The organism is Streptomyces sp. NPDC018263 (assembly GCF_055562575.1).
Genome location: NZ_JBVHFA010000011.1, coordinates 49,993 through 74,276 on the forward strand (window position 1 = coordinate 49,993; position 24,284 = coordinate 74,276).

General features: G+C 74.2%; 21 protein-coding genes and 1 riboswitch. Of the genes, 17 read left to right on the top strand and 4 right to left on the bottom strand.

Annotated features, from left to right (window positions below):
• Positions 1–107: 107 nt before the first annotated feature.
• Both ACZ3HQ_RS28335 and ACZ3HQ_RS28340 read right to left on the bottom strand, forming a co-directional pair.
• Positions 108–1,229, bottom strand: a complete 1,122-nt coding sequence (locus tag ACZ3HQ_RS28335; protein WP_467515207.1) for an alpha/beta hydrolase — start codon at positions 1,227–1,229, stop codon at positions 108–110.
• A gap of 50 nt (positions 1,230–1,279) precedes the next feature.
• Positions 1,280–1,945 (bottom strand): class II aldolase/adducin family protein, encoded by a 666-nt coding sequence (locus ACZ3HQ_RS28340; RefSeq protein ID WP_467515209.1) that lies wholly within the window; start codon positions 1,943–1,945, stop codon positions 1,280–1,282.
• 184 nt (positions 1,946–2,129) lie between these two features.
• Between ACZ3HQ_RS28340 and ACZ3HQ_RS28345 the strand changes: the two genes are divergently transcribed.
• From ACZ3HQ_RS28345 to cobI, 10 genes are all read left to right on the top strand, one after another.
• Positions 2,130–2,897, top strand: a complete 768-nt coding sequence (locus ACZ3HQ_RS28345) for a lysozyme (RefSeq protein ID WP_467515362.1) — start codon at positions 2,130–2,132, stop codon at positions 2,895–2,897.
• Between the two features lie 142 nt (positions 2,898–3,039).
• Positions 3,040–4,299: an inorganic phosphate transporter gene (locus ACZ3HQ_RS28350; protein WP_467515211.1), complete on the top strand. Its 1,260-nt coding sequence runs from the start codon at positions 3,040–3,042 to the stop codon at positions 4,297–4,299.
• Positions 4,300–4,326: 27 nt separating this feature from the next.
• Positions 4,327–4,548, top strand: a complete 222-nt coding sequence (locus ACZ3HQ_RS28355) for a hypothetical protein (protein WP_030815516.1) — start codon at positions 4,327–4,329, stop codon at positions 4,546–4,548.
• Positions 4,549–4,669: 121 nt separating this feature from the next.
• Positions 4,670–4,808, top strand: a riboswitch (cobalamin riboswitch).
• A 99-nt stretch (positions 4,809–4,907) separates the two neighbouring features.
• Positions 4,908–5,849, top strand: a complete 942-nt coding sequence (locus ACZ3HQ_RS28360) for a cobalamin biosynthesis protein (protein ID WP_467515213.1) — start codon at positions 4,908–4,910, stop codon at positions 5,847–5,849.
• On the top strand, positions 5,846–7,354 hold the full coding sequence (locus ACZ3HQ_RS28365) for a cobyric acid synthase (RefSeq protein WP_467515215.1): 1,509 nt from the start codon (positions 5,846–5,848) through the stop codon (positions 7,352–7,354). Before ACZ3HQ_RS28360 ends, ACZ3HQ_RS28365 begins: the two co-directional genes overlap by 4 nt.
• The gene (gene cobN, locus ACZ3HQ_RS28370; RefSeq protein WP_467515217.1) at positions 7,351–11,001 is read left to right on the top strand and encodes a cobaltochelatase subunit CobN; all 3,651 of its coding nucleotides are present in this window, start codon (positions 7,351–7,353) and stop codon (positions 10,999–11,001) included. The genes ACZ3HQ_RS28365 and cobN overlap by 4 nt, the downstream gene beginning before the upstream one ends.
• Positions 10,998–13,001 carry a putative cobaltochelatase gene (locus ACZ3HQ_RS28375; RefSeq protein WP_467515219.1) on the top strand — a complete coding sequence of 668 codons (2,004 nt, stop codon included), beginning with the start codon at positions 10,998–11,000 and terminating at the stop codon, positions 12,999–13,001. Before cobN ends, ACZ3HQ_RS28375 begins: the two co-directional genes overlap by 4 nt.
• Positions 13,001–13,600 carry a cob(I)yrinic acid a,c-diamide adenosyltransferase gene (gene cobO, locus ACZ3HQ_RS28380; protein ID WP_467515221.1) on the top strand — a complete coding sequence of 200 codons (600 nt, stop codon included), beginning with the start codon at positions 13,001–13,003 and terminating at the stop codon, positions 13,598–13,600. Before ACZ3HQ_RS28375 ends, cobO begins: the two co-directional genes overlap by 1 nt.
• Positions 13,594–15,006: a cobyrinate a,c-diamide synthase gene (locus ACZ3HQ_RS28385; protein ID WP_467515223.1), complete on the top strand. Its 1,413-nt coding sequence runs from the start codon at positions 13,594–13,596 to the stop codon at positions 15,004–15,006. The genes cobO and ACZ3HQ_RS28385 overlap by 7 nt, the downstream gene beginning before the upstream one ends.
• A complete protein-coding gene (gene cobI / locus ACZ3HQ_RS28390; RefSeq protein WP_467515226.1) occupies positions 15,003–15,734 on the top strand; it encodes a precorrin-2 C(20)-methyltransferase in 732 nt (243 codons plus the stop codon). The genes ACZ3HQ_RS28385 and cobI overlap by 4 nt, the downstream gene beginning before the upstream one ends.
• A 5-nt stretch (positions 15,735–15,739) precedes the next feature.
• On the opposite strand, the gene ACZ3HQ_RS28395 is transcribed toward cobI, so the two are convergent.
• Positions 15,740–16,471, bottom strand: coding sequence for a ZIP family metal transporter (locus tag ACZ3HQ_RS28395; RefSeq protein WP_467515228.1), 732 nt, complete (start codon positions 16,469–16,471; stop codon positions 15,740–15,742).
• Between the two features lie 151 nt (positions 16,472–16,622).
• Between ACZ3HQ_RS28395 and cobM the strand changes: the two genes are divergently transcribed.
• Genes cobM through cobC form a run of 6 tightly spaced genes read left to right on the top strand, consistent with a single transcriptional unit; the run spans position 16,623 to position 22,931 of the window.
• Positions 16,623–17,441 (top strand): precorrin-4 C(11)-methyltransferase, encoded by an 819-nt coding sequence (cobM, locus tag ACZ3HQ_RS28400; protein ID WP_467515364.1) that lies wholly within the window; start codon positions 16,623–16,625, stop codon positions 17,439–17,441.
• A complete protein-coding gene (cbiE, locus tag ACZ3HQ_RS28405) occupies positions 17,438–18,673 on the top strand; it encodes a precorrin-6y C5,15-methyltransferase (decarboxylating) subunit CbiE (protein WP_467515230.1) in 1,236 nt (411 codons plus the stop codon). Before cobM ends, cbiE begins: the two co-directional genes overlap by 4 nt.
• Positions 18,670–20,361, top strand: coding sequence for a precorrin-3B C(17)-methyltransferase (gene cobJ / locus ACZ3HQ_RS28410; RefSeq protein WP_467515232.1), 1,692 nt, complete (start codon positions 18,670–18,672; stop codon positions 20,359–20,361). Before cbiE ends, cobJ begins: the two co-directional genes overlap by 4 nt.
• Positions 20,358–20,945, top strand: a complete 588-nt coding sequence (locus tag ACZ3HQ_RS28415; RefSeq protein ID WP_467515235.1) for a precorrin-8X methylmutase — start codon at positions 20,358–20,360, stop codon at positions 20,943–20,945. Before cobJ ends, ACZ3HQ_RS28415 begins: the two co-directional genes overlap by 4 nt.
• Positions 20,942–21,880 (top strand): sirohydrochlorin chelatase, encoded by a 939-nt coding sequence (locus ACZ3HQ_RS28420; RefSeq protein ID WP_467515237.1) that lies wholly within the window; start codon positions 20,942–20,944, stop codon positions 21,878–21,880. Before ACZ3HQ_RS28415 ends, ACZ3HQ_RS28420 begins: the two co-directional genes overlap by 4 nt.
• Positions 21,870–22,931, top strand: coding sequence for an Rv2231c family pyridoxal phosphate-dependent protein CobC (gene cobC / locus ACZ3HQ_RS28425; RefSeq protein ID WP_467515239.1), 1,062 nt, complete (start codon positions 21,870–21,872; stop codon positions 22,929–22,931). The genes ACZ3HQ_RS28420 and cobC overlap by 11 nt, the downstream gene beginning before the upstream one ends.
• On the opposite strand, the gene sigJ is transcribed toward cobC, so the two are convergent.
• Positions 22,919–23,806 (bottom strand): RNA polymerase sigma factor SigJ, encoded by an 888-nt coding sequence (sigJ, locus tag ACZ3HQ_RS28430; protein ID WP_467515240.1) that lies wholly within the window; start codon positions 23,804–23,806, stop codon positions 22,919–22,921. The two genes, cobC and sigJ, sit on opposite strands and share 13 nt — an antisense overlap.
• Before the next feature lie 95 nt (positions 23,807–23,901).
• Between sigJ and ACZ3HQ_RS28435 the strand changes: the two genes are divergently transcribed.
• Positions 23,902–24,279, top strand: a complete 378-nt coding sequence (locus tag ACZ3HQ_RS28435; protein ID WP_467515242.1) for a hypothetical protein — start codon at positions 23,902–23,904, stop codon at positions 24,277–24,279.
• Positions 24,280–24,284 lie beyond the last annotated feature (5 nt).

The following is a 24,284-nucleotide window of genomic DNA, read 5'->3' on the forward strand; positions in this document are numbered from 1 at the left end:
GTGCAGTCTTCCGGTTGACGGTCCGAAAACCCAAACGGGAAGTCACAGGCGGCGACGGAGAGGGCCAGAACCGGGGGTTCCGGCCGGGGTCAACCGGTCCGGGGTGCTTACAGCAGCGGGGTCAGGAAGCGGCGGAGGAGGTCCTCGTAGGCCGTGGGGTCCGTGTTCCACATGGCGGCGTGGGGGGCGCCCGGGACGGGGTGGAGGGATATGAGGCCGGGCTGGCGGGCGGCGAGGCGGCGGGAGTCGGCCCAGGGGGCGATCTTGTCGTCGGGGCCGTGGATGATCAGGGTGGGGACCTTGAGGGGTTCGACGGCCACGGCGTGGCGGGCGGTGCGCATGCCGGCCCGGCCCTGCGCGGCGCGTACCGCGAGGGGCAGGAGGGGGCCGGGGACGTGGCGGGCGTGGGCCAGGGCGCGCAGGGTGGTCTCCCAGCCGAGGACGGGCGAGTCGAGGATCAGCCCGGCGACCCGGTCCCGTACGGAGGAGCGTTCGACGGCGCGCAGGGCCATGGTGGCGCCGGTGGACCAGCCGAGGAGGACGACCCGGCGGGCGCCGAAGCGGACGGCGTACCGGATGGCCGCGTCCACGTCCCGCCACTCGGTCTCGCCAAGGTGGCTCAGGCCGTCCGGGGAGCGCGGGGCGCCGAGGTCGCCCCGGTAGGCGAGGGCGAGGACGGGCAGGCCGAGGGCGTGGAGTATCCCCATGACGTTGAGGGTCTGCTCGCGGGTGGTGCCCAGGCCGTGCACGGCGATGACCCAGGTGTCGCGGGGGCCGGGCACGAACCAGGCGGGCAGCGGCCCGAGTTCGCCGGGGATGTCGATGTCGGCGTACTCCAGGCCGAGGGCGGAGCCGGGGTCGCCCACGTAGGCGTTGGGGGTGAGCCAGGCCGGGTCGCCGGGGGCGAAGGCGCCGTGGGTGAGGCGTTCGAGGCGGCGTACGACGGTGTCCGGGCTCTGCTCGGCCCCCTCCAGCACCTCCCCGACGACGGCGTGCGAGCCGTTGCCCGCGAGGCCGTGGACGCCGGGGCGGCGGGAGGCGAGGTCACGGGTGAGGGTGATCCGGCCGCCCTCCAGGCCGTGCACGGTGAGCCGGGGTTCGGTGGGCAGCGGGCGGCCGGGCTGCAGCTTCAGCGCGGCTCCGCTGGCCAGTCTTCCGACGGCCACGGAAGCGGCACCCGCGGCCAGCACGGCACCGATGGCGGCGGCGACTACGTGGACTTTGCGCACGCGTCCAGTGTCACGGGCCGGGCGGGTCCCGGCCAGTGGAGCACCGGCGTTCAGCGCTGCCCGTAGCCCCGCAGCCGTTCCCCCGCCTCGGCCAGTTCGGCCCCGGTGAGCAGCGACGGGCTCAGGCCCGGTACGGAGGACGCCGTGAGCCAGACGCGGCACATCCACTCCAGTTGGGCGGTGCGGTCGTAGGCGCGGTCCAGGGTGTCGCCGTGGGTGAGCGTGCCGTGGTTGCGCAGGAGGCAGCCGGAGCGGTCCTCCAAGGCCCGGAGCACGTGGGCGGCGAGTTCGGGGGTGCCGTAGGGGGCGTAGGGGGCGACCCGTACGGGGCCGCCGAGAGCGCCGGTCATGTAGTGGATGGCGGGCAGCTCGGTGACGAGGGTGGAGACGGCGGTGGCGTGCACGGCGTGGGTGTGGACGATCGCACGGGCGTCGGTGGTGCGGTACACCGCGAGGTGCATGGGGAGTTCGCTGGTCGGCACCAGGGAGCCGAGCACCTGGTGGCCGGCGAGGTCGACGCCGGTGACGTCGGCCGGGGTGAGCCGGTCGTAGGGCACGCCCGAGGGGGTGACCAGCACGGTGTCGCCCACCCGTACGGAGACGTTGCCGGAGGTGCCGACGACCAGTCTGTCGGTGACGGTCCGCCGGGCGGTGGCCACCAGCGTCTCCCAGGCCCGCGCCTCGTCGCCGTCCGCGTCCCGCCGCTGTTCCGCCATGCCGCGATCCTGCCAGGAGGCGGCCGGCCGTGTGCCCGCTTCGGCCCCCTCCAGGCGCGGCCGAACGAGCGAAATCAACCGGAAACACCACAAATAGTCACACTTCTGACAACCCCCCGGCTTTCACTGGTCCCTCTTGCCGCTGGACAGCTTGCCGCTGGACCACGTCTCGCCGGGGGACCGCATGGCCCGTGACCGCTCATCAACCCGTCGCCGCGCGGGCGTCCTCGCGGCGGCCCTGACGGCCCTCACCCTCACCGGGGCCCTGACCGCCGCCCACGCCCAGCCGGCCGCGCAGCCCGAGCTGCGCCGGACCCAGCCCAAGGGGCACGACGTCTCCTCGCACCAGAGGCACGTCGACTGGTACACGGCCCGCGCCAAGGGCGCCCGGTTCGCGTACATCAAGGCGACCGAGTCCACGACCTACCGCAACCCCTACTTCACCGGCCAGTACAACGGTGCCCGCCGGGCCGGCCTGATCCGGGGGGCGTACCACTTCGCCCTGCCGAACCGTTCCTCCGGCGCCGTGCAGGCCGCGTACTTCGTCCGGCACGGCGGCGGCTGGCGGGCGGACGGGGTGACGCTGCCGCCCGCGCTGGACATCGAGTACAACCCGTACGACAAGCACCACAAGTGCTACGGGCTGAGCCGGGCCCGGATGGTGCGCTGGATCAGGTCGTTCAGCGACGAGGTGCGCCGGGAGACCGGCCGCCGCCCGGTCATCTACACCACCACCAACTGGTGGACCGCCTGCACCGGCAACAGCCGCGCCTTCGCCGCCGACCACGCGCTGTGGATCGCGAGCCACGGCTCCCCGGGTCCCGGCAGGCTGCCCGGCGGCTGGCGGTACTGGACCTTCTGGCAGCACGGCACCAAGGGAAGGCTGCCGGGTGACCAGGATCTCTTCGGCGGCTCCTCCACCCGGCTGCGGGCCTTCGCGCGTGGGCGCTGAACGGGCCCCGGACGGCGGCCGGAAGCCCCCCGGAATCCGGGGTCCCGCTTCCGGCACCAAGGCGCCCGTCCCAGTTCACCTTCCGTTCACCCAGGTTGCCTACGTTCACCGTGCCAACGACTTCGAACGATTGCCTGGGTAAATGGAAAGCTTCTCGCTGATCCTCGCGATAGTGGTGATAACCGCACTCGCGTTCGATTTCACGAACGGTTTCCACGACACCGCCAACGCGATGGCCACCACCATCTCGACCGGCGCTCTCAAGCCCAAGGTCGCGGTGGCCATGTCCGCCGTGCTCAACCTGGTGGGCGCTTTCCTCTCGGTGGAGGTCGCCAACACGATCTCCAAGGGTCTCGTCGACGAGACCGGCATCCGTCCCGAGGTCATCTTCGCGGCCCTGACCGGCGCGATCCTCTGGAACCTGCTGACCTGGCTGGTGGGCCTGCCGTCCAGTTCCTCGCACGCCCTGATGGGCGGCCTGGTCGGTGCCACCGTCGCCTCGGCGGGCTTCGGCGCCGTCCACGGCGACGTGCTGGTGACCAAGGTGCTGCTCCCGGCGGTGGCCGCGCCGATCGTGGCGGGCCTCGCCACGATGGTCGCCACCCGCCTCTCCTACGGCATCGGCGGGAACGGCGACACCACCGCGACCCGCAAGGGCTACCGCGCCGGCCAGATCGCCTCGGCCGGCCTGGTCTCCCTGGCGCACGGCACCAACGACGCGCAGAAGACCATGGGCATCATCACCCTCGCGCTGATCGCGGGCGGCGCCCTCTCCCCCGGCTCGAACCCTCCCACCTGGGTGATCCTCTCCGCCGGCCTGGCCATCGCGCTCGGCACCTACATCGGCGGCTGGCGCATCATCCGCACCATGGGCAAGGGCCTGACCGACCTGGAGCCCCGTCAGGGCTTCGCCGCGCAGACCAGCGCCGCGACCGCGATCCTGGCCTCCTCGCACCTCGGCTTCTCCCTCTCCACCACCCACGTCGTCTCCGGCTCGGTGATGGGCGCCGGCCTCGGCCGCAAGGGCGGAGTGGTCCGCTGGTCCACCGCCAGCCGGATGTTCGTCGCCTGGGCGCTGACCCTGCCGGCCGCCGCGCTGGTCGGCGCGGGCGCCGAGGCCGTGACCGGCCTGGGCGACTGGGGCACCGGACTGGTCGCGCTCTTCCTGATCGGCTCCAGCTTCGCCATCTGGAAGATCTCCCGCCGCGAGGTCATCGACCACACCAACGTCACCGCGGAGGAGTACGCGGAGCCGGCCGGTGTGGTGACCACCGCGATGGCCATGGTCACCCCGCCCCCCGTGGGCATCGTCGCGGACGACCTGACGGCCACCATCCCGGCCGCCGAGCCCCGTACGACCGAGCCCACCCCCGCCACCACCGCGCCGTCCGCCCGGGTCTGACCACCCGGCAACTGGAGGAACATCCCCATGAAGATCGACTGGGCGGCCCTCGGCTCCGTCTTCGGCGTCAGCCTCGTGGTCACGGTGGCCCTGGTGGGCCTGTTCACCCTCGGCGTCAGCGGCCTGGCCCGCCGCGAGCGCGCGGTGGCCACCGGCGGCTCGGCCCCGCTCGCGGTCACCGGCGCCTACGCCTGCTTCGCCGCCTGCGCGGCGGCGGTGGCGTACGGCTTCTACCTGATCGTCGCCTAGCGCCCGCACCCCGGAGGGCCCCCGCACGGCATGTGCCGTGCGGGGGCCCTCCGCTGTTCCCACCGGTGCCGGTGTGGGGCTCCACACACTCTTCTCCCGCAGGTCACAGGCAGGTTGACGGCCCTTCCGGGCACGTGGTGGACTTCGCGGGCCATGTACGGCGACAGCAGAGGAAGCCGGTGCGAATCCGGCGCGGTCCCGCCACTGTCACCGGGGAGAAGTCCCCGGGAGCCAGGAACTCTCGTCGCCGGTCTCGTCGAACCAGGGCGTGGACACCCTGAGTGAGGACTACCGTGATGCCCGGCCGTCGCCCCAGAACACGCACCAGGAACACCGGCACGCCCACGGCGAGCTAGCCGATGGGCGCCGATCGCTCGTACGCGTACGGTGCCGCCGCCGGCCTCCTCGGTGATCTCCTCCTGGGCGATCCCCGGCGCGGGCACCCCGTCGCCGCCTTCGGGCGGGCCGCCGGGCGCGTGGAGCGCGCGCTGTGGCACGACCACCGCGGCTGGGGCGCGCTGCACACCCTGGTGTGCGCCGGGGGCGCCACCGCGCTCGGCGTGGTGGCCGCACGCGCCGTACGTACTTCCTTCACCCGCTCCGCCGCGCTGACCGCCGCCGCCACCTGGGCCGTCGTCGGCGGTACCTCGCTCGCCCGCGAGGCGTCCGCCGTCGGCCGTGCCCTGGAGCGCGGCGACCTGGCGGCCGCGCGGGCCCGGCTGCCGCATCTGTGCGGGCGGGACCCCGAGGCGCTGGACGCCGACGCGATGGCGCGTGCCGTGGTGGAGTCCGTCGCGGAGAACACCTCCGACGCCGTGGTGGGCGCCCTGGTGTGGGGCGCGGTCGCCGGGGTGCCGGGGCTGCTGGGCTTCCGGGCGGTGAACACGCTGGACGCGATGGTCGGGCACAAGTCGCCCCGGCTGCTTCGCTTCGGCTGGGCCTCCGCCCGGCTGGACGACGTGGCCGGCTGGCCGGGCGCCCGCCTCACCGCCGTACTCGCCGTGCTCGCCGGGGACGACCCGCGCGGGGCGGTACGGGCCTGGCGGGCGGACGCGCACCGGCATCCGAGCCCCAACGCGGGCCCGGTGGAAGCCTCGTTCGCGGGCGCGCTCGGCGTCCGGCTGGGCGGCACCCTCTCCTACGGCGGCCGGGTCGAGCACCGGCCCGTGCTCAACGGCACCGGGCGGCCGGTCGAGGTCGCCGACATCGGACGGGCGGTACGGCTCTCGCGCCGGGTCGGTCTGCTCGCGCTCGGCGTCACCCTCGCCGGGCGCCTCATCAAAAGGGGGCGGGGCAGGTGAGCGGTGGTCTGCTGGTCGCGGGGACGACGTCCGACGCGGGCAAGAGCGTGGTGACGGCCGGGATCTGCCGGTGGCTGGTCCGGCAGGGCGTCAAGGTGGCGCCGTTCAAGGGGCAGAACATGTCCCTCAACTCCTTCGTGACCCGTGAGGGCGCGGAGATCGGGCGGGCGCAGGCCATGCAGGCCCAGGCGTGCCGGGTGGAGCCGACCGCGCTGATGAACCCCGTGCTGCTCAAGCCCGGTGGCGAGCGCAGCAGCCAAGTGGTGCTGCTGGGCAGGCCGGTGGGCGAGCTGAGCGCGCGCGGCTATCACGGTGGTCGTCAACAGGCTTTGCTGGGAACGGTGTTGGAGTGCCTGGAGGAATTGCGGGGCACGTATGACGCGGTGATCTGTGAGGGCGCGGGCTCGCCCGCCGAGATCAACCTGCGGCGCACCGACATCGTCAACATGGGCGTCGCGCGGGGTGCGGGGCTGCCCGTGCTCGTCGTCGGCGACATCGACCGGGGCGGGGTCTTCGCCTCCTTCTTCGGCACCGTCGCCCTGCTCTCCGCCGAGGACCAGGCGCTGATCGCCGGGTTCCTGGTCAACAAGTTCCGGGGCGACGTGACGCTGCTGGAGCCGGGCCTGGACATGCTGCGCGGTCTCACCGGACGGCACACCTACGGGGTGCTGCCGTTCCGGCACGGGCTCGGCATCGACGAGGAGGACGGTCTCCGGGTGTCCCTGCGCGGGACCGTACGGGAATCCACCGTCGCTCCCCCGCACGGCGAGGACGTGCTGCGGGTCGCCGTGTGCGCCGTGCCGCTGATGTCCAACTTCACCGACGTGGACGCCCTCGCCGCCGAACCCGGCGTCGTGGTCCGCTTCGTGGACCGGCCGGAGGAACTGGCCGACGCCGACCTCGTGGTGGTGCCGGGCACGCGCGGGACCGTACGGGCGCTGGAATGGCTGCGCGAGCGGGGGCTCGCGGACGCGCTGGTACGCCGGGCCGCCGAGGGGCGCCCGGTGCTCGGGATCTGCGGCGGCTTCCAGGTGCTCGGCGAGCACATCGAGGACGACGTGGAGTCGCGCGCCGGAAGCGTGCCGGGGCTCGGACTGCTCCCGGTGCGGGTGCGGTTCCACCCGGAGAAGACCCTCGCCCGGCCCGTGGGGGAAGCCCTGGGTGAGCCCGTCGAGGGGTACGAGATCCACCACGGGGTCGCCGAGGTACTGGGCGGGGACGCCTTCCTGGACGGCTGCCGCACCGGCCAGGTCTGGGGCACCCACTGGCACGGCTCGCTGGAGTCGGACGGCTTCCGGCGCGCCTTCCTGCGCGAGGTCGCCGCCGCCTCGGGGCGCCGCTTCGTCCCGGCCCCGGACACGTCGTTCGCCGCGCTGCGCGAGGAGCAGCTCGACCTGCTCGGCGACCTCATCGAACACCACGCGGACACGGACGCGCTGTGGCGGCTCATCGAGTCGGGCGCGCCCGCAGGACTGCCCTTCATTCCACCGGGAGCGCCCGCATGAGCACAGTGTTGTTGCTGTCCACCGCCGACACCGACCTGCTGGCCGCCCGCGCCAGCGGCGCCGACTACCGCATCGGCAACCCGTCCCGCGTCGACGCGGCCGAGGACCTGCCCGCCCTGCTCGACGGCGCGGACCTCGCGGTGGTCCGGCTGCTGGGCGGCAAGCGGGCATGGGAGGACGGACTCGCCGCACTGAAGGCGTCCGGGGTGCCGACGGTGCTGCTGGGCGGCGAGAGCGTGCCGGACGCCGAGCTGATGGCCGAGTCCACCGCCCCGGCCGGGGTCGTGGCGGAGGCGCTGCGCTATCTGGTCGAGGGCGGCCCGGCGAACCTGCTGGAGCTGTCCCGGTTCCTGTCCGACACCGTCCTGCTGACCGGCGAGGGCTTCGAAGAGCCGCGCCGGATGCCGGAGTTCGGGCTGCACGGCGCCTACGAGCAGCGGCCCGGCCGGCCCACGGTGGGCGTGCTCTTCTACCGGGCCCACGAACTCAGCGGCAACACCGCCTTCGTGGACACCCTGTGCGCGGCGATCGAGGAGCGCGGCGCCAACGCCCTGCCGGTGTACTGCGGTTCGCTGCGCGACGCGGACGCCGGGCTGTACGAGCTGCTGGGCCGGGCCGACGCCCTGGTCGCCACGGTGCTCGCGGCGGGCGGGGCGCACGCCTCGGCCGCCTCGGCGGGCGGGGACGAGGAGGCGTGGGACATCGGCGCCCTCGCGGACCTGAACGTGCCGGTGCTGCAAGGGCTCTGCCTCACCTCCACACGGGCCGCCTGGGACGCCTCGGACGCCGCCCTCTCCCCGATGGACGCCGCGATGCAGGTCGCCATCCCGGAGTTCGACGGCCGTCTGATCACCGTGCCCTTCTCCTTCAAGGAGCCCGGCCCCGACGAGGTCCCGGTCTACGTCGCCGACCCGGAGCGCGCGGCACGGGTCGCCGGAATCGCCGTACGGCACGCGGCACTTCGGCACAAGCCGAACGCCGAGAAGCGGATCGCGCTCGTCTTCACCGCCTACCCGACCAAGCACTCCCGCGTCGGCAACGCCGTCGGCCTGGACACCCCCGCCTCGGCGGTCCGGGTGCTGGACGCGCTGCGCGACGCCGGGTACGGGGTGGACGAACACCCCGACGAGGGCGACGAGTTGATCCACCGGCTGATCGCGGCCGGCGGTCACGACGTGGAGTGGCTGACCGAGGAGCAGCTCGCCGCCGCGCCCGCGCGGGTGCCGCTGGCGGACTACCGGGCCTGGTTCGACACCCTCGACCCCGAGCTGCGCGACGCCATGCTGGAGGCGTGGGGCGAGCCGCCGGGCGGCCTGTACGTGGACGGCGACGACATCGTGCTCGCCTCCCTGCGGTTCGGGAACGCCGTGGTGATGATCCAGCCGCCGCGCGGCTTCGGCGAGAACCCCATCGCCATCTACCACGACCCCGACATGCCGCCCTCGCACCACTACCTGGCCGCCTACCGCTGGCTGGAGAACAGTTTCGGCGCGGACGCGATCGTCCACATGGGCAAGCACGGCACGATGGAGTGGCTGCCCGGCAAGGGCCTCGGCCTCTCGCGCGGCTGCGCCCCGGACGCGGTGCTCGGTGAACTCCCGCTGATCTACCCGTTCATCGTCAACGACCCCGGCGAGGGCACCCAGGCCAAGCGGCGCGGGCACGCCACGGTGGTCGACCACCTGGTGCCGCCGATGGCCCGCGCCGACACCTACGGCGACCTCGCCAAGCTGGAACAACTGCTGGACGAGTACGCGCTCGTCTCCGACCTGGACCCGGCCAAGGCCCCGGCCGTGCGCGCCCAGATCTGGACCCTGGTCAAGGCCGCCGAGCTGCACCACGACCTGCACGTGGACGAGCAGCCGGAGGACGACGACTTCGACTCGTTCGTCATGCACATCGACGGCTACCTCTGCGAGATCAAGGACGTGCAGATCCGCGACGGACTGCACATCCTGGGCGGCGGCCCCGAGGGCGAGGCCCGTGTCAACCTCGTCCTCGCCGTGCTGCGCGCCTCCCAGGTGTGGGGCGGGCAGGCGAACGCCCTGCCGGGCCTGCGGGCCGCGCTGGCCCGGCATTTCGGGCTGGTCGAGAAGGAGCTGCTGGCCGAGCCGGGCGCGCCGGTGAAGGTGCCGGTGGAGCTGACTGACCTCGCCGAGGGCCCGGCGCGCACCGGGGCCGACGCGGTCGACCTGCTGGAGAAGCTGTGCCGCGGCATCGCCGAGGGCATGGAGGCGCGGGACTGGGACCGGGCGGCCGTACCGACGGTGCTGAGTGAGGTACTCGGCTTCGAACTGGCCGACGCGAGCGCCGTGCTGGAGTTCGCGTGCACCGAGGTCGTGCCCCGGCTCGCCCGGACCACCGACGAGATCGGGCACATCCTCCGGGCGCTGGACGGGGGTTACGTCCCGGCGGGGCCCTCCGGGTCGCCCACGCGCGGTCTGGTCAACGTGCTGCCGACCGGGCGCAACTTCTACTCCGTCGACCCCAAGGCCATCCCGTCCCGGCTGAGTTGGGAGGTCGGGCAGTCGCTCGCGGACTCACTGGTGCAGCGGTACCTCGCCGACACCGGGGAGTACCCCGAGTCGGTGGGCCTGACCGTGTGGGGCACCTCCGCCATGCGGACCCAGGGCGACGACATCGCGGAGATCCTCGCCCTGCTGGGCTGCCGCCCGGTGTGGGACGACGCCTCGCGCCGGGTAACCGGCTTCGAGATCGTGCCGCTCGCCGAGCTGGGGCGGCCGCGCATCGACGTCACCGTGCGCATCTCCGGCTTCTTCCGGGACGCGTTCCCGCACGTGGTCGGGCTGATCGACGACGCGGTGCGCGCGGTGGCCGAGCTGGACGAGCCGGGCGAGTCCAACTACGTCCGCGCCCACGTCGAGGAGGACACCGCCGAGCACGGTGACCGCCGCCGCGCCACGGCCCGCGTCTTCGGCTCCAAGCCGGGCGCGTACGGCGCGGGCCTCCTCCCCCTGATCGACGCCCGCAACTGGCGCTCGGACGCGGACCTCGCCGAGGTGTACGCCGTCTGGGGCGGCTACGCCTACGGGCGCGGGCTGGACGGGCGCGCGGCACGGGGGGACATGGAGACGGCGTTCCGGCGGATCGCGGTGGCGGCGAAGAACGTCGACACGCGTGAGCACGATCTCGTCGACGCGGACGACTACTTCCAGTACCACGGCGGCATGGTCGCCATGGTGCGCCACCTGACCGGGACCAGCCCCGAGGCGTACGTGGGCGACTCGGCCGTGCCGGACCAGGTCAAGACCAGAAGTCTGGCCGAGGAGACGCACCGCGTTTTCCGGGCGAGGGTGGTCAATCCCCGCTGGATGAGCGCGATGAGAAGGCACGGATACAAGGGTGCCTTCGAGATGGCGGCGACCGTGGACTACCTCTTCGGGTACGACGCCACAGCGGGCGTGGTGGACGACTGGATGTACGAGAAGCTCAGCGCCGAGTACGTCTTCGACCCGGAGAACCAGGACTTCATGAAGAAGTCCAACCCGTGGGCCCTGCGCGGCATCACCGAGCGCCTGCTGGAGGCGGCGGACCGGGGCCTGTGGGCGGAGCCGGACCAGGAGACCCTGGACCGGCTCCGGGCCACGTATCTGGAACTCGAGGGAGAGCTGGAGGGAGACGAGTGAGCACGCGATTCCCGTTCACCGCGGTGGTCGGACAGCAGGATCTGCAACTGGCCCTGCTGCTCAACGCCGTCGCGCCGAACATCGGCGGCGTCCTCGTGCGGGGCGAGAAGGGCACCGCCAAGAGCACCGCCGTACGCGCGCTGGCGGCGCTGCTGCCCGAGGTCGAGGTGGTGGCCGGGTGCCGGTTCTCCTGTGATCCGGCGTCGCCCGATCCGAGCTGCCCGGCCGGGCCGCACGGCGGGGAGGCGGCCGAGGCGCGGGACGCGCGGATGGTCGAGCTGCCTGTCGGGGCGTCCGAGGACCGGCTGGTGGGGGCGCTGGACATCGAGCGGGCGCTCGCGGAGGGGGTCAAGGCGTTCGAGCCCGGCCTGCTCGCGGCGGCCAACCGGGGCATCCTCTACGTCGACGAAGTCAACCTGCTCCACGACCACTTGGTGGACGTGCTGCTGGACGCGGCCGCGATGGGCGCCTCCTACGTCGAGCGCGAGGGCGTCTCCGTACGGCATGCGGCGCGGTTCCTGCTCGTGGGGACGATGAACCCCGAAGAGGGGGAACTGCGGCCGCAGTTGCTCGACCGGTTCGGGCTGACGGTCGAGGTGGCCGCCTCGCGGGAGCCGGATCAGCGGGTGGAGGTCGTGCGGCGCCGGCTGGCGTACGACGACGATCCGGCCGCCTTCGCGGCGCGCTGGGCGGACGAGGAGCGTGCCGTACGGCAACGCATCGTCGCGGCGCGGGAGTTGCTGCCCAAGGTGCGGCTGGGCGACGGGGCGCTGAAGCAGATCGCGGCGACCTGCGCGGCCTTCGAGGTGGACGGCATGCGGGCCGACATCGTGATGGCGCGTACCGCGACCGCGCTGGCCGCGTGGGACGGGCGCAGCGATGTGCTCGCCGAGGACGTACGCCAGGCCGCGCTGCTGGCGCTGCCCCACCGGCGCAGGCGCAACCCCTTCGACGCGCCGGGCCTGGACGAGGACAAGCTCGACCAGACGCTGGAGGAGTCGGCCGGGGACGACGACGATCCCGACCCGGACGGTCCCGGCGGCGGGGGCGGGCAGCCGTCGCCCTCGCCCGAGGAAGGTCCGCAGGGCGGGGACACCGGCGCGCAGCCGGAGGCCGGGGACGACGGTGAGCCGCGGCCTGCCGCCGGCGGTGCGGGTGAGCAGGCGCCGGCGCGGGCGGCGGAGCCGTTCCGTACCAAGGCGCTGACCGTGCCCGGTGTCGGGGCGGGTGCGGCCGGGCGGCGTTCGCGGGCGCGGACCGACCGCGGACGGACCACCGGCGCGCTGCGGCCGCGCGGGGCGCTGACCAAGCTGCACCTGGCGGCCACCGTGCGGGCGGCGGCGCCGCATCAGCGGGCGCGGGGCCGGTCGGGGCCGGGACTGGTGCTGCGCCGGGACGATCTGCGGCAGGCGGCGCGGGAGGGGCGTGAGGGGAACCTCGTGCTGTTCGTGGTGGACGCCTCCGGTTCGATGGCGGCCCGGCAGCGGATGAGCGCGGTGAAGGGTGCCGTGCTGTCGCTGCTGCTGGACGCCTACCAGCGGCGGGACAAGGTCGGTCTGGTGACCTTCCGGGGTACCGCCGCCGAGGTGGCGCTGCCGCCGACCTCGTCGGTGGACGCGGCGGCGGCCCGGCTGGAGTCGCTGCCGACGGGCGGCCGTACGCCGCTGGCGGCGGGGCTGCTGAAGGCGCAAGACGTGCTGCGGGTGGAGCGGCTGCGGGACCCGTCGCGGCGGGCGCTGCTGGTGGTGGTGACGGACGGACGGGCGACCGGTGGTCCGGAGCCGGTGGCGCTGGCGGGGCGGGCGGCGCGGCTGTTCGGCGCAGGGCGGGTGGCCTCGGTGGTCGTGGACTGCGAGTCGGGGCCGGTGCGACTGGGGCTCGCGGGGCGGCTCGCGGAGGAGCTGGGGGGTACGGCGGTGACGCTGGAGGAGCTGCGGGCGGACGCGATCGCCGGGCTGGTCAGGGATGTGCGGGGGACGACTTCGAGGAGGGCCGCGTAGTGCCGCAGGGGCAGCCGAGTGTGGTGCCGGACGACGGGTTGACGACGCGGCAGCGGCGCAATCGTCCGCTGGTGGTCGTGCACACCGGGATCGGGAAGGGCAAGTCGACGGCCGCGTTCGGGCTGGCGCTGCGGGCCTGGAACCAGGGGTGGCCGATCGGGGTGTTCCAGTTCGTCAAGTCGGCGAAGTGGAAGGTCGGCGAGGAGAACGCGCTGCGCGTGCTCGGTGCCTCCGGCGAGGGCGGGTCGGTCGACTGGCACAAGATGGGCGAGGGGTGGTCCTGGGTGCAGCGGGACGCCCAGCTCGACAACGAGGAGAAGGCTCGGGAGGGGTGGGCGCAGGTCAAGCGGGACCTGGCCGCCGAGACGTACCGGCTGTACGTGCTGGACGAGTTCGCGTACCCGATGCACTGGGGGTGGGTGGACACGGAGGAGGTCGTCTCGGTGCTGCGGGACCGGCCGGGGAATCAGCATGTGGTGATCACCGGGCGTAACGCGCCTGCCGCCCTGGTGGAGTTCGCGGATCTGGTGACCGACATGTCCAAGGTGAAGCACCCCATGGACGCCGGGCAGAAGGGGCAGAGGGGCATCGAGTGGTGATGTCCGTTCCCCGGCTGGTCATCGCCGCGCCCTCGTCGGGCAGCGGGAAGACCACTGTCGCCACGGGGCTGATGGCCGCGTTCGCCGCGCGGGGGCTTGCCGTGTCTCCGCACAAGGTGGGGCCGGACTACATCGACCCCGGGTATCACGCGCTCGCCACCGGGCGGGTGGGGCGGAATCTCGACGCGTACCTGTGCGGGCCGGAGCTGGTCGCTCCGCTGTTCGTCCATGGTTCCCGGGGTTGCGATCTGGCCGTGGTCGAGGGGGTGATGGGGCTGTACGACGGGGCCGCCGGGCAGGGGGAGCTGGCGTCCACGGCGCAGGTCTCCAAGCTGCTGCGGGCGCCGGTGGTGCTGGTCGTCGACGCGTCGTCGCAGTCGCGGTCCGTTGCGGCGCTGGTGCATGGGTTCGCGTCCTGGGATGCGGGGGTGCGGATCGGGGGCGTGATCCTCAACAAGGTGGGGTCCTCGCGGCATGAGGCTCTGCTGCGGGAGGCGCTGGAGGAGGCGGGGGTGCCGGTGCTGGGTGCGCTGCGGCGGGCCTCGCAGGTGGCTACGCCGTCTCGGCATCTGGGGCTGGTGCCGGTGGCTGAGCGGGGTGCTGCCGCGGTGTCCGCGGTCGCGGCGATGGCTGCGCAGGTTTCCGCCGGGTGCGACCTGGACGCGCTGATGGCGCTGGCGCGTAGCGCGGGTGCGTTGCCGGGTGGCGGGTGGACTCCGGCTGAGGCCCTTTCTTCGCCCACCCACGACCACCCGTCTCGGTCGGCCGAGAGGCGGGACGACGACAGCGACGCTGTACGTCAACGTCCCGTCGTTGCCGTCGCCGGCGGAGCCGCGTTCACCTTTTCCTATGCCGAGCACGCCGAGTTGCTCGACGCTGCCGGGGCGGAGGTCGTCACGTTCGACCCTCTGCGGGATGAGCGGTTGCCCGAGGGGACTCGGGGGCTCGTCATCGGTGGGGGGTTCCCCGAGGTGTACGCCAGTGAGCTGGGGGCCAACGAGTCGCTGCGTGAGGAGATCGCCGCGCTGGCGCTCTCCGGGGCGCCCGTCGCCGCCGAGTGTGCCGGGTTGCTCTATCTGTGCCGGGAGCTGGACGGGGTGCCCATGTGCGGGGTGCTCGACGCGTCCGCGCGGATGGGCGAGCGGCTGACGCTCGGGTACCGGGATGCCGTGGCCGTGGGGGACAGCGTGCTCGCGGTGGCGGGGACCCGGATGCGGGGGCATGAGTTCCATCGGACCGGGGTCGCGCCGGGGGCCGGTCCCGCGCCCGCCTGGGGGGTCGTCGCGCCCGAGCGGCGCGTGGAGGGTTTCGTGCGGCAGGGCGTGCACGCGAGTTATCTGCATACGCACTGGGCGTCGGAGCCCGGTGTGGCCCGGCGATTCACGGAGAGGTGCCGGACTTCATGAGCAGCAGGCTGGTCGGGGTCGGAGTGGGTCCCGGAGACCCGGAGCTGGTGACGGTGAAGGGGGTCAACGCGTTGCGGGCCGCCGATGTGGTGGTCGTACCGGTGATGGACACCCTGGAGCGGGGCCGCGCGGAGGCGACGGTGCTGCACCACGTGTCCGGGGAGAAGATCGTCCGGGTGGTGTTCGCGCTGAACGAGCGGACGGACCGCGCGCGCCGGGAGGCCGCGTGGGACGCGGCGGGCGCCCGGGTGGCGGAGCTGCTGCGGGAGCATGCGTACGTGGCGTTCGCGACCATCGGTGACCCCAACGTGTACTCGACCTTCACCTACCTCGCGCAGACCCTGAAGGAGCTGGTGCCGGAGCTGGTCGTCGAGACCGTGCCCGGCATCACCGCGATGCAGGACCTCGCGGCCAGGTCGGGCGCGGTACTGACCGAGGGCACCGAGCCGCTGACCCTGGTGCCGGTGACGGCGGGCGCGGCGGCGCTGAAGGAGGCGCTGGCGGGTCCGGGGACCGTGGTGGCGTACAAGTTCGGGCGGCGCGCGGCCGAGGTGGCGGCGGCGCTGCGCGAGGCCGGACGGCTTCAGGACGCGGTGTGGGGCTCGGCGCTGGGGCTGCCCGAGGAGTCGGTGCGGCCCGCCGCCGAGCTGGACGGCGACGCGCTGCCGTACCTGTCGACGCTCATAGCGCCGCCCCGGCGCGAGGGCGGCCGGGGCGGGAAGCTGTGAGGGGGTCAGCCGCCGGAGAGGCCGACCACCAGCCAGATGAAGGCCGCGCCCGCGACGGTGCACAGCGCGGTGGAGCGGGCCGGGTGGTCGTGGTGGGCCTCGGGGAGGATCTCGGCGGCGGCGAGGTACAGCAGCGCGCCGCCGAAGAGACCGAGGTAGCCGCCGAGCAGCGGTTCGGGGATGTGCACGAACATCGTGGACAGCGCGCCCAGCATCGGCGCGCAGGCGTCGGCGACCAGCATGGCGACGGCCCGGCGGCGGGCGTTGCCGTACAGGCTGGTGATGGTGAAGGTGTTGAAGCCGTCGGCGAAGTCGTGCGCGATCACGGCGAGGGCGACGGACAGGCCCATCCCGCCGCCGATCTGGAAGGCGGCGCCGATGGCGACGCCGTCCATGAAGCTGTGCCCGACCATCGCGGCGGCCGCCGTGAGGCCGACCTCGGGCGCCCGGTGGGTGTGCTCGCCGGCGCCGTGCGCGGCCTGGCGGCCGGCGAGGAGACGTTCCACCAGATGGGCCAGCAGGAATCCGGCGACGAACAGCACGAGCGCGGCGGGTACGCCGAACACCTCGTGACCGGCCGCCTCCAGCGCCTCGGGGAGCAGGTCGAGGCCGACCACGCCCAGCATCAGGCCGCCGGCCAGGCCCAGGACCAGGTGGCGACGGTCGGTCACGCGCTGTGCCGTCCAGCCGCCGGCCAGCGTCATCAGGAACGCGCCGAGCGCGACAAGGACCGCCATAAGCCCTTGCTATCCGATGCGGGGCCCTGTTCGCACATCCTGCGGCCCGCAAACCTCATCAGACCCTGACATTCACCCCAGTTCCAGTGAGCCCCGGACCACGACCACGTGTCCGGGCTTCCCGTAGGAGAGGACCCTTCGCATGCCCGATGTGCCCGATGCCCCCGCCGGCAAGGTGACGTTCGTCGGTGCCGGGCCCGGTGCCGCCGACCTGCTGACGTTCCGCGCGGCCCGCGCGATCGCGGAGGCGGACGTGGTGATCTGGGCGGCCAGCCTGGTCCGCGCCGAGGTGCTGGAGCACGCCCGCCCGGACGCGGAGATCCTCGACTCGGCCACCCTCTCCCTGGAGGACGTGGTGGCCGTGTACCGGCGCGCCCACGCGGAGGGTCTGAAGGTGGCCCGCGTGCACTCCGGCGACCCCTCGCTGTGGGGCGGCACCCAGGAGCAGATGGACCGGTGCGCGGAGGTCGGGATCGCCACGGAGATCGTGCCGGGCGTGTCCTCGTTCTCGGCGGTGGCCGCGCTGGCCGGGCGGGAGCTGACCATCCCGGAGGTGGCCCAGTCGGTGATCCTCACCCGGCTCGGCGGCGGCAAGACGCCGATGCCGCCCGGTGAGGAGGTGCGCGAGTTCGCCCGGCACGGCACCACGATGGCGGTGTTCCTGTCGGCGGCGCGCAGCGGTCAGTTGGTGCGGGAGCTGCTGGAGGGCGGCTACCCGACGTCCACCCCGGTCGTGGTCGCCCATCAGGTGACCTGGCCGGAGGAGCTGGTGGTGCGGTGCACGATCGGCACGCTGGAGGAGACGGTCAAGGAGCACCGGCTGTGGAAGCACACCCTGTTCCTGGTCGGCGCGGCGCTGGACGCGCACGGCACCCGCTCGCACCTGTACCACCCCGGCCACTTCCACGGCTTCCGCAAGGCCGACCCGGAGGCGCGGCGGGCGCTGCGTGAGCGGGGGGCGAGCAGTTGATCACGGTCGTCGGCGCGGGGACGGGCACCCCGGTCCCGCCGGACGTGCTCGCCGGGGCGGAACTCGTGGTCGGCGGGCAGCGCCATCTGGACGCGGCGCCGGTCCCCGAGGGCGCGGCACGCGTGGTGCTCGGCCCGCTGGAGCCCGCCCTGGACGCGATCGGGAAGTACCTGGCCGAGGAGCGGCCGGTGGTGGTGCTCGCCTCGGGTGATCCGGGGTTCTTCGGCATCGTGCGGGTGCTGGCGGAACGCTTCGGCGCCGGGCCGCTCGACGTCCGGCCGGGGGTGTCCTCGGTGGCGGGCGCCTTCGCCCGGCTGGGGCTGACCTGGGACGACGCGGTCGTGGTGAGCGCGCACGGGCGGGACCTGCGGACCGCGGTCAATGTGTGCCGCGCGCGTCCGAAGGTCGCCCTGCTGACCGGTCCCGGCTCGGGTCCGGCCGAGCTGGGGGCCCGGCTGGACGGTACGGGCCGGGTGCTGGCCGTGGTGAGCGCGCTCGGTGATCCGCGGCGGGAGCGGGTGGAGCGGGTGACGCCCGCCGAGGCCGCCGCGCGGGACTGGGGTCCGGCGGTGAGCGTGGTGCTGTGCCTGGACGAGGCGCGTCCGGCGGAGGGTCCGCGTACGGTCGCCGGTCCGGGTGCCGGGCCCGCGCGATGGGCACTCGCGGAGGGCGAGTTCGCGCACCGGGACTCGATGATCACCAAGTTCGAGGTGCGGGCGCTGGCGCTCGCCCGGCTCGGGCCGCGCCTGGGCGACCTGGTGTGGGACGTGGGCGCGGGCTCAGGCTCGGTGGCCGTGGAGTGCGCGCGGCTCGGCGCGGCCGTGACCGCTGTGGAGAAGACCGAGGACGGCGCCGGGCGGGTACGGGCCAACGCCCGCGCCCACGGTGTCGACGTGAGCGTGGTGCACGGCACCGCCCCGGAGGCGCTGGCCGGTCTGGACGAGCCCGACGCGGTGTTCGTGGGCGGTGGCGGACGTGATCTGCCCGCCGTGGTCGGCGTGTGCGCGGCGCGGGCGCGGCGGACGGTCGTGGTGGCCGTGGCCGCGCTGGACCGGGTCGGCCCGGTGCGCGAGGCGCTGACCCGGGCCGGGCTGAGCTGCGACGGGGTGCTGTTGCAGTCGTCGCGCCTGGCGCCGCTGCCGGGTGACGTGACCCGGCTGGCGGCGGCCAACCCCGTTTTCCTGCTGTGGGGCGACCGCCTCCCGGCGCGGAGTGAAGGAGGAGTCCAGTGATCGGCCTGATTTCCGCCACCGCGGCGGGGGCGGCGGCCCGCGACCGGCTGGCCGCCGCCTGGCCGGACCGTACGCGGGTGTACGAGGGTCCGGCCGGGGAGGCCGTACGGGCGGCGTTCGCGGAGTGTGACCGGCTGGTGTGCTTCCTGGCCACCGGCGCCACGGTCCGGCTGCTGGCCCCGCTGCTCGGGGACAAGGCGGCCGATCCGGGCGTGGTGTGCGTGGACGAGGGCGGCCGGTTCGCGGTGTCCCTGGTCGGCGGGCACGGCGGCGGCGCGAATGAACTGGCGTACGAGGTGGCCGAGTTGCTGGGCGCGGAGCCCGTGGTGACGACGGCGACGGACGCGGTGGGCCTGGCCGGTCTGGACACCCTGGGCCTGCCGGCGGAGGGCGCGGTGGCGGCGGTGTCGCGGGCGCTGCTGGACGGGGAACCGGTGGTGCTGGAGGCCGAGTCGTCCTGGCCGCTGCCGCCGGTGCCCTTCGCCGAACAGGGCGCGTACACGGTGCGGTTGACCGACCGTGATGTGCGACCCGGCCCGCAGGAGGTGCTGTTGCGCCCGCCGTCGCTCGTGGTGGGCGTCGGCGCGTCCAAGGGGGCGCCCGTCGAGGAGGTGCTCGGGCTGATCGAGGAGGCGCTGCGCGAGGCGGGGCTCTCGGTGCGCTCGGTGGCCGAACTCGCCACGGTGGACGCCAAGTCGGAGGAGCCCGGCATCGTGGCCGCCGCCGAGCGGCTGGGCGTGCCCCTGGTGACGTACCCGGCGGACGAACTGGCCGCCGTGTCCGTGCCGAACCCTTCCGACGCGCCTCTCGCGGCGGTCGGCACCCCGTCCGTGGCGGAGGCCGCCGCGCTGCGGAACGGGGGCGAACTCCTCGTACCCAAGCGGAAGTCGGCGGCCCAGCCCGCCATGGCGACCTGCGCGGTCGTACGCCGTCCCGGCCGGGGGCGGCTCGCGGTGGTCGGGCTCGGGCCCGGTGCCCGTGACCTGCTGACCCCGCGCGCGGCCGCCGAACTGCGGCGCGCCTCGGTGCTGGTGGGCCTGGACCAGTACGTCGACCAGATCCGCGACCTGATCCGCCCCGGCACCCGGGTGCTGGAGTCGGGACTGGGCGCGGAGGAGGAGCGGGCCCGTACGGCGGTCGCGGAGGCCCGCGAGGGCCACGCGGTGGCGCTGATCGGCAGCGGGGACGCGGGCGTGTACGCCATGGCCTCCCCCGCGCTCGCGGAGGCGTCCGACGACATCGACGTGGTCGGCGTCCCCGGTGTCACCGCCGCGCTCGCGGCCGGGGCGGTCCTGGGCGCGCCGCTGGGCCACGACCACGTCTCGATCAGCCTCTCCGACCTGCACACCCCGTGGGAGGTCATCGAGCGGCGGGTGCGCGCGGCCGCCGAGGCGGACCTCGTGGTGACCTTCTACAACCCCCGTTCGCGCGGCCGGGACTGGCAGCTCCCCAAGGCGCTCGCCGTCCTCGCGGAGCACCGGGAACCAGGGACGCCGGTCGGTGTGGTGCGCAACGCCTCCCGGCCGGACGAGTCCGCACGGCTGACCACGCTCGCCGGACTCGACCCGGCGACCGTCGACATGATGACGGTGGTCACCGTCGGCAACACCGCCACCCGGAACATCGCCGGGCGCATGGTGACCCCGCGCGGCTACCGCTGGCAGCACGCCCCGGAGGGAGCCCGGTGAACCGTGTCGTCCACCCCATCGAGCAGGAGTCGTTCCGGCGGCTGCGCGCCCGCCTGGACACCTCCGGCTTCCCGCCGCTGACCCGTGCGGTGGTGGAGCGGGTCATCCACTCCGCCGCCGACCTGGAGTACGCCACCGACCTCGTCACCGCCGAGGCCGACCTCCGGCGCGGGCACGCCGCGCTGCACGCGGGGGCGCCGGTCGTCGTGGACGTGGAGATGGTGGCGGCCGGGATCACCCGCCGCGACACCGTCTGCCGGCTGCGCGAGGCCAAGTCCATTGACGGGCTGACCCGTTCGGCGCACGCCGTGCGGCTCGCGTACGAGCAGGTCGGACCCGGCGCGCTGTGGGTGATCGGCTGCGCGCCGACCGCGCTGGAGGAACTGCTCACCCTGGACGCCGACCCGGCGCTCGTCATCGGGCTGCCGGTCGGCTTCGTGGGCGCCGCCGAGTCCAAGGAGGCGCTGCGCGCGAGCGGGCTGCCCGCCGTGAGCAACGTCTCCGAGAAGGGCGGCTCGGCGGTCGCCGCCGCCGCTCTCAACGCCCTGCTGTACCACCCGACTTCACCTGAGGAGAACCCGTGACCACCCAGCCGCCCGCCCTGCTCATCGCCGGACACGGCACCCGTGACGAGGCCGGGGCCGAGGCATTCCGCGACTTCGTGCAGGAGCTGGGCCGCCGCCACCCCGAACTGCCCGTCGCGGGCGGCTTCATCGAGCTGTCCCCGCCCCCGCTGGGCGAGGCCGTCACCGAGCTGGTCGAGCGGGGCGTACGCCGCTTCGCCGCCGTGCCGCTGATGCTGGTGTCCGCCGGGCACGCAAAGGGCGACATACCGGCCGCGCTGGCCCGCGAGAAGGAGCGCCATCCGGGCGTCACCTACACCTACGGCCGCCCGCTCGGCCCGCACCCCGCCCTGCTGCGGGTGCTGGAACGCCGGCTGGACGACGCCCTGGCCGGGACGCCCCGCGAGGACGTGACCGTGCTGCTGGTCGGGCGCGGCTCCACCGACCCGGACGCCAACGCCGAGGTGTGCAAGGCGGCCCGGCTGCTGTGGGAGGGGCGCGGGTACGCGGGCGTCGAGACGGCGTTCGTGTCGCTGGCGGCGCCGGACGTGCCGAGCGGCCTGGACCGGGTCGCCCGGCTGGGGGCGCGGCGGGTCGTCGTCCTGCCGTACTTCCTGTTCACCGGCATCCTCCCCGACCGGGTACGGCGGCAGACGGAGGAGTGGGCGGCGGCGCATCCGGAGGTGGAGGTGCGCTCGGCGGACGTGATCGGGCCGGAGCCGGAGCTGCTGGACCTGGTCATGGAGCGGTACGCGGAGGCCGTCGCCGGTGATCTGCGGATGAACTGCGACTCCTGTGTGTACCGGATCGCGCTGCCGGGCTTCGAGGACAAGGTGGGGCAGCCGCAGCAGCCGCACTTCCACCCGGACGACGACGGCCACGAGGGCCACGGACATGGGCATGGACATGGGCACGGGCACCACCACGGCGGCCACACCCACAGCCATGCGCACTGACGCCGGGCCCGATCTCCGCCATCACGGGGACGCCGAGGTCCGCGACGCCGGGGCGGGCCTGGTGGACCTCGCCGTCAACGTCCGCGCGGACACGCCGCCGCGCTGGCTGCGCGAGGAGATCGCCGCCTCGCTGACCGGCCTCGCGGCCTACCCGGACGGGCGGGCCGCACGGGCGGCGGTGGCTCAGCGGCACGGGCTGCCGGTGGAGCGGGTGCTCTTGACGGCGGGCGCGGCGGAGGCGTTCGTGCTGCTGGCCCGCGCGCTTCGGGTGCGGCGGCCGGTGGTGGTGCATCCCCAGTTCACCGAGCCGGAGGCGGCGCTGCGGGACGCGGGGCACGCGGTGGAGCGGGTGCTGCTGAGCGCGCGGGACGGCTTCCGGCTGGACCCGGCGGCGGTGCCCGAGGACGCCGACCTGGTGATCGTCGGCAACCCGACCAACCCGACCTCGGTGCTCCACCCGGCCGGGACGCTCACCCGACTGGCCCGTCCCGGGCGGACGCTGGTCGTGGACGAGGCGTTCATGGACGCGGTGCCGGGCGAGCGGGAGGCGCTGGCGGGGCGGACGGACGTGCCCGGCCTGGTGGTGCTGCGCAGCCTCACCAAGACCTGGGGGCTGGCCGGGCTCCGGGTCGGCTACGTCCTCGCGGCCCCGGAGACGGTCACCGAGCTGGAGCGCGCCCAGCCCCTGTGGCCGGTGTCCACCCCGGCCCTGGCCGCGACCCGCGCCTGCGTGGCCCCGCGCGCCCTCGCCGAGGCGGCTCACGCGGCCCACCGCACGGCCGCCGACCGCACCCATCTCCTCACCGGACTGGCCGAGTTGGCCCCGTACGGCGTCAAGGTGACCGGCCCCGCCGAGGCACCCTTCGTCCTCCTGGAACTGCCGGACGCCCAGCGCGTACGGCACCGCCTGCGCGAGCTGGGTTACGCGGTCCGCCGGGGCGACACCTTCCCCGGCCTGGGTCCGGACTGGCTGCGGGTCGCGGTCCGGGACCGGACGACGACGGCGGGGTTCGTGGCGGCGCTGGGCAGGGTGCTGGCTCAGGAGGGCTGAAGCCCCGCGGACCACGGCCGCAGCTTCTCCGGGTTGCGGACCACCCAGATCCGGGTGACCCGGTCGCCGTCGCTCTCGAAGGCGGCGACGGTGACCACGGCACCGTCGCGGCGGGCCACCAGGCCGGGCAGGCCGTTGACCGAACGCTCCAGGAGTTCGAGGCCGGGGGCCCGGTCCGCGATGGCGGCCATGTACTGGGCGATGCTCGGGCCGCCCTCGACCGGGCGCAGCACGGTGCCGACCATGCCGCCGCCGTCGGCGGTCATCACGGCGGCCGGGTCGAGGAGGCCGACGAGGGCGGCGATGTCCTTGCTCTCCCACGCCTCCTTCACCCGCCGCACCACGTCCGCCCGCACCGGCGCCGGAGCCCGCGCGGCGCTCACCCGGCGCCGCGCGCAGGCCGCCAACTGCTTGCAGGCCGCAGGGGACCGGCCGAGCACCTCCGCGATCTCCGCGAACGGGTACCGGAAGACGTCGTGCAGCACGAACGCGACCCGCTCGGCCGGTGTCATCGACTCCAGCACGACCAGGAACGCCATCGCCACCGACTCGTCCCGCACGATCAGGTCGGCGGGGTCGGTCCCGCCCGTACCGTCCCACTCGGCGCGGTCGGGCAGCGGCTCGGGGAGCCAGGCGCCGACGTACCGCTCCCGGCGGGCCCGCGCCGAGCCGAGCAGGTCCAGGCAGATCCGGCCGGTCACCGTGGTCAGCCAGGCGCCGGGCGACAGGATCTCCGCCCGCCGGCCGTCGGTGAGCCCGTACCAGCGCGTGTACGCGTCCTGCACGGCGTCCTCGGCCTCGGTCACCGAGCCGAGCAACCGATAGGCCACATTGAGCAGTTGACGCCGCTCGGCCCTGTCCTCCACCGCCCCCATGCCGCCCCCTCGCCTTACCTTTCGCAGGCCCGCGTCGTCGGACTGGTGAGACCTTATCGAGCTGCTGCCCGACGGGCGGAAAAGGGGACCGTGACATGGCCACTCAGGTGACGACCACGACGGACGCGCGACGCGACGGCACCGCGTTCCTCCGCATCGCCCTGGCTCTCCAGACGCTGACCATCTTCCTCCAGGCCGTCTCCGCCGGACTGTTGCTCACCACGTCCTACGGAGAGACGCTGCACGGCATCGGCGCCCGCGTGATGTACGGGGCGTCGATGCTGTACGTGCTCGCGGCGGTGCTGGCGTGGAAGCCGGGCGGCGGCTCGGCCCGGCCGATAGGGCACGCCTCGGGGTTCCTCGCGCTCGCCTCGGTCCAGGTCGTGCTCGGCATCGCCCATGTGCCGTCGGTCCATCTCCCGCTGGGCGTGCTGATGTTCGGCCTGAGCCTGCTGGCGCTGGCCCGGCGGTGAGTCCT